Origin of the sequence: Fluviicola sp. (genome assembly GCF_030151805.1) — a bacterium.
Taxonomy (GTDB): Bacteria; Bacteroidota; Bacteroidia; order Flavobacteriales_D; family Crocinitomicaceae; genus Fluviicola.
On sequence record NZ_JASLCN010000138.1, the window covers coordinates 1 to 4,908 of the forward strand.

Consider the following 4,908-nt stretch of genomic DNA (forward strand, 5'->3'; position numbering starts at 1 on the left):
CAGATTTACACAGATAACATGCTGCTAATCGTTTGACGGATTCATTATACAAATCAATATCTGCACAGAATGAAAGCACCATTTAAATTCCGGAACTGGCCAAAACAAAAGAGCCCTGCAAATTGAATTGCAGAGCTCCCCGGATATATAAAAGTAGTCGAAGTTTTATTTTAAAACATTGATTGCACCGTTAAAGGTTTTCTTGGAGTCGGTATAGACATCTTTCACCCTTGCAATCCAGGTGTAAGCACCTGTTGTAACCGGCTGACCGTTGTACGTTCCGTCCCATGAAGAGTTTACATCGTGTGTTTCCCAGATGATTTCTCCCCAACGGTTGAAGATCAACAATTCGAAATTGTACTCATCAATTCCTGAAACATAGAATTTCCAGCTTTGGTTGAACTCATCTCCATCCGGAGTGAATGCATTCGGCGCATAGAAAATAATGTCGCTGATTACTGACAAGATATGTTCCACAGTGTCTACACATCCTTCCGGTGTTTCAACGATCAATTGGATGGGATACTTACCTACAACACCTTCCGGATAATGGAATGTCGGGCTCTGATATGTACTGGTATTCGGATTCGATCCCGGAGCAGACCAAGTCCAGTTTACAACATTCGGACTTGATTTATCCTGCATTTTAACGACCGTTTCAAAAATGGTTGTCGGGTTTGCAGAGAATGTGAAATCAGCCACTGGGTTTGCAATCACATTTGCAATTCCGGCGAACGTTGCTGTTGTAACACATCCTAATTCGGAAGTTACCGTAACGTTCATGGTATAAATTCCCGCTTGTGTATAGATATAGTGAATACTATCTGTTCCATAAACTGTTCCCACCTGACCATTTCCGAAATCAACCACTACCGAATCAATCAGATCATCCTGATCAAGATTTGTTGTGTCCAAAGAGAAAATAAAATCTCCCGGCAAACAAGAATAAGGTTTGTTCGATACATATACCGGTACAATCGGTGTCGGGAAGTGAATCAACATACAAGAATCTGTAGACGGAGAACCACATTGTTCCGTTAACTCAACACAATACTGTGTTCCTGATGATACCGGGTCAACTTCAATGGATGTTCCTGTTCCGATCACTATTCCATTTTCTTTCCATGTAAATGTGTAATACTGGCTTCCATTACCACCTGTTCCCTGAACACTCAAAGTGGTAGATGATTCCGGACAAATAATCAAGTCCTGAGTCAGGAATGTAATTTGTAGCGGAGGAGGCTCATTCAGCACCTGGCTTTTCGAAATGATACATCCTTTCGCATCCGTGATCGTCACTGTGTTATTTCCTACTTTTAAATCACTTGCAGTATTCGTTGTAGAAGCCGAGTGATCCCATACATAAGAATATGGAGCTGTACCCTGTGTTACGGCAACAGACAAGATTCCGTCGCTTCCTGCGTGACAACTCACATCGGTTATTGTAGAGAAATTAGCAAGCATTCCCGGAATTTCCGAAACTGTTACGTTTACTGTTCCCGTACATCCGATGTTTGATGTAATCACACAAGAATAACTTCCTGCAGATAATCCGGTTGCTGTTTGAGATGTTTGAGCTGCAGGATCATTCCATGCATAAGATAAGGTTCCAACTACGGGAGCCATGGTAGCTGTCGCTGTACCATCTGAACCTCCCGGGCATGATACCAAAGTAGAAGTACTTGAGTAAGCTACCGGATTCGCTCCAACAGTTGTTGTTGCAGTTCCTGTACATCCGCTTGACAATGTAATGGTACAAACATATGTTCCAGGTAAAAGTCCTGTTGCAGTTTGTGTAGTTTGCCCTGCAGGATCATTCCAATGATAAGTAGCTGTTACTCCCGGTGGGTTTCCAGGTACGCTAAAGTTTGCAGTTGCAGTTCCGTTATGTCCCATCGGGCAAGAAGCCGGAGTGGAAGTTGCACTGTAAGTTGCATTGATATTCGTTACCGTAACTGTTGCAGTTGTCGGGTTTACTGTTTGTCCGGTTGTCGGGTTCGGTCCGGAAGTAACTGTAACTGTATAAGTTCCCGGAGGCACGTTGTTTACAGTTTGAGTTGTGGGGTTTCCCGGGATATTCCATGAATAGGTATATGGAGGGAAACCACCAACCGGTGTTACAGTAACACTACCTGTTGGCTGGTTACATGTAGCCGGCGTTTGAGTAGTCGTAGCACTGAAGTTAATCGCACAGTTTACAGTTCCTGTTGAAGGAGTACCGGTATTTGGCTGTAAGCTGATATTTCCTGCCTGACCGTTGAAGTTTGTTACCAATAAGATGTATACTTGTCCTGCAACCGCATTATTGATATCAACCGATTCCGTTGCTGCTGCTGAATAAGAACAATCCACAGTTGGTGTATTCGGACCGATAGGACAACCGGCGGAAACGCTCGTAAAAGGCCCGTAAAGCGCAAAATCTACGTCAATAGGGTTTCCTCCGTTTGTCGATTGGGTCAATGTTAAGTGGATACTTCCTGATGTACCGATACCGATCGCCAACCAGTTTGGATTGGGTGTGGAGAACAAACATCCGTAAGTTCCCATACTTGGTACGCCTGTTAAGTTCTGGTATGATCCTGAAATGGAACACCCCGCCTGAGAACAGGAAGCTCCCGGCGAAACCTGAGCTGCAACACTCAGTCCAAGGAATAATCCCAAGCCTGATAAAATATGTTTGATTGTTTTCATAGGATAAAATCTCTTGTGTAGGGTTAGATAGAATATTCTGCAGCGTAACCTGTAACAACGCCATTAATCACTTGAATCAAAGCTGTAAACTCTTCTTTTGTTAAAACAGCTTGTGACTCCAAAACCAAAGATGTAGCATCTTCACTCAAAACAAACGAGATGACTCTCGCATCATTATTCAATATCGTTTCTAAAGATGCTTTCTGGGAAACACCGATTCCGGCTAGTCCGATCACGTGATGAGTTCTCACTCCCGACAAAATATCTATGCCGGCAATTTTATTCTGATTCATCTTGTTTTGTACCTCTGTTCCGGACAATTCATAAATCTTTTCGTAAACTTGACCAAAGGAATCAATACTTGAAAAGACAATGCCGAAAACGAATAGTAGGATGTATTTTTTCATTTCAATTCGGGTTTTAATTGTACAAAAGACGGGATTATTAATTTTAGGTTGTCTACTCCTTTCGAAAATATTATCAATAATCGCTTTCTAACCAACAAAATGGGGTTCCCATTGATTAAAATTGAATTGCCAATTAATGTTCTATAAATTTTCTGCTTCGTTTTTAAAATTAATTACATTTGCTCCACGTAAAATAAATGCATTAAAAATATGTCAAGTAAATACCAAGCTCAAATTGACGCATTCATGAAAAAAGTGGAGGCTTCAAACGGACATGAAGCGGAATTTTTACAAGCTGTTCAGGAAGTTGCCGAAACAGTAATTCCATTCATCGAAGAAAATCCTAAATACAAAACGGCTAAGATTTTAGACCGTATTGTAGAGCCGGAAAGAACCATTATTTTCAGAGTTCCATGGTTGGATGACAAAGGTGAAATTCAGGTTAACCGCGGTTACCGTGTTGAATTCAACTCTGCTATCGGACCATACAAAGGAGGTTTGCGCTTCCATCCTTCTGTAAACCTTTCTATCTTGAAATTCTTAGGATTCGAGCAAATTTTCAAAAACTCATTGACTACTCTTCCTATGGGAGGTGGTAAAGGTGGTTCTGATTTTGACCCGAAAGGAAAATCGGATAATGAAGTGATGAAATTCTGTCAATCATTTATGACTGAGTTGTCCCGTCACATCGGAGCTGATACGGATGTACCTGCAGGTGATATCGGTGTTGGTGGTCGTGAGATCGGATACATGTTCGGTCAATACAAACGTATTCGTAACGAATTCACAGGAGTATTGACAGGAAAAGCGCGCAACTGGGGTGGATCTTTGATTCGTCCGGAAGCAACCGGATACGGAACGGTATATTTCGCGAAAGAAATGCTTGCTACGAAAGAAGATTCGTTCAAAGGAAAAATCGTAGCTGTTTCAGGTTCCGGAAATGTTGCTCAATATGCTTGTGAAAAAGCAACTCAATTGGGTGCTAAAGTTGTGACTCTTTCCGATTCATCCGGATACATTTACGACGCTGAAGGAATCGACGCTGCGAAGCTGGATTTCATCATGGAATTGAAGAATGTAAAACGCGGTCGTATCGAGGAATATGTGAAGCAATATCCATCTGCAAAATTCATCGCAGGAAAACGCCCATGGGAAGTGAAAGTTGATATCGCTCTTCCATGTGCGACTCAAAATGAATTGAACGGTGAAGAAGCTGAAGTTTTGATCGCTAACGGGGTAATCTGTGTGGCAGAAGGAGCAAACATGCCTTCAACACCGGAAGCAATCCTTGCATTCCAAAAAGCGAAAGTATTGTTCTCTCCGGGGAAAGCTTCCAACGCAGGTGGTGTTGCAACTTCCGGATTGGAAATGTCACAAAACTCGCTTCGTATGAGCTGGTCTGCTGAAGAAGTGGATGCTAAATTACACGGTATCATGATTTCGATTCATGAAGCTTGTGTGAAATACGGTAAAGAAGCAGACGGAACGGTTGACTATGTGAAAGGTGCAAACGTTGCAGGTTTCGTAAAAGTTGCTGATTCTATGATTGACCAAGGTTTGGTATAATCGAAAAAATAAATATCCCTGAAACCGTCTTGAGTAATCGAGGCGGTTTTTTGTTTTTAAGTGTATATCTTCCACCCTCCTTCTTAGTCCTCCACTCAAGGGGCGATTTCCCATTACATGGCACATCTTGCACTCTTACCTAATTTCTCTTACTTTTTTCATTGCCAAAAAAGTAAGCAAAAAGGCTAGGCCGTACTCGAAAACCTGTAAACTACGCCGCATTACGCGAAAGCATTCAAAACTC

At 42.0% G+C, this 4,908-nt stretch carries 3 protein-coding genes; 1 reads left to right on the forward strand and 2 read right to left on the reverse strand.

Annotated elements, in window-relative coordinates:
* Positions 1 to 165: 165 nt before the first annotated feature.
* Together Q1V93_RS05310 and Q1V93_RS05315 are read right to left on the reverse strand one after the other, a co-directional pair.
* A complete protein-coding gene (locus tag Q1V93_RS05310) occupies positions 166 to 2,691 on the reverse strand; it encodes a gliding motility-associated C-terminal domain-containing protein (RefSeq protein WP_300662476.1) in 2,526 nt (841 codons plus the stop codon).
* A gap of 23 nt (positions 2,692 to 2,714) precedes the next feature.
* Positions 2,715 to 3,098, reverse strand: a complete 384-nt coding sequence (locus tag Q1V93_RS05315; RefSeq protein ID WP_300662478.1) for a hypothetical protein — start codon at positions 3,096 to 3,098, stop codon at positions 2,715 to 2,717.
* Positions 3,099 to 3,308: 210 nt separating this feature from the next.
* Between Q1V93_RS05315 and gdhA the strand changes: the two genes are divergently transcribed.
* Complete coding sequence (gdhA, locus tag Q1V93_RS05320) at positions 3,309 to 4,664, forward strand: NADP-specific glutamate dehydrogenase (RefSeq protein ID WP_300662480.1); 1,356 nt, start codon at positions 3,309 to 3,311, stop codon at positions 4,662 to 4,664.
* Positions 4,665 to 4,908: the final 244 nt, after the last annotated feature.